This is a genomic window from Schinkia azotoformans LMG 9581, from assembly GCF_000307855.1.
GTDB lineage: Bacteria > Bacillota > Bacilli > Bacillales > Bacillaceae_J > Schinkia > Schinkia azotoformans.
This window is the reverse complement of record NZ_AJLR01000079.1, coordinates 1-782: the sequence shown is the minus strand read 5'-3', so window position 1 is coordinate 782 and position 782 is coordinate 1. Positions and strand designations below refer to the sequence as shown.

1 protein-coding gene is annotated in these 782 nt (G+C 38.5%); it reads right to left on the bottom strand.

Annotated features, from left to right (window positions below):
• On the bottom strand, positions 1-782 hold a 782-nt coding region (cls, locus tag BAZO_RS10780), incomplete at both ends, for a cardiolipin synthase (protein ID WP_003331525.1).

Sequence of the window (782 nt, the reverse complement as noted above, 5' to 3'; positions counted from 1 at the left end):
GGCACCATATTTAACTAAATCAGCGGCATGGAAATATGTCGCCCAGTAAACCAGCGGATGGTCTGGCTTGTTAGGAATTAACATTTTAACTTGTACACCTGATAAAAGGGCCAATTTTATTGACTCATGCAAGGCATCAGAAGGAATATAATAGGGCGTTTGAATGATAATTTCTCGTTCAGCACCAGAAATCATCTTCATGTAAGTCAATTTGATTTGCTCTTTATCCTCATCTGGACCAGAAGTCACAAGTTGAGTCGCTACATGTCCTTCAACAATAGAATCTGGAAAATAAGGTTCTCCCTCAGTCACTTCAAAATGATGTTGTGAATTCCAGTCTAAGATAAAACGATGCTGTAAGCTATAAACAATATCACCAGTCAATCTCAAATGATTGTCACGCCAATATCCAAATTTTTTCGTAATTGAAACATATTCATCACCGACATTGAATCCACCTGTATAGCCAACTACACCATCAATCACAACGATTTTACGGTGCAAACGGTAATTTGTTCGGGGATTAACTAAGGGCATAATCAAGGGGAAAAATTGAGCCACATGTCCACCAGCTTCTTGAAGCTCTTTAAAGCTGGACATTTTAGTCTTATTTGAACCCCAAGCGTCAATTAAAAGTTTCACCTCTACTCCACGTTTTGCGGCTGCCAGTAAGGCATCGTAGATTTCATGACCCGTTCGATCCATTCTAAAAATATAATATTCCATATGGACATGATGCTTGGCTTGATTTATATCTTCTATGAGCGAACTTTTTTCTTTGG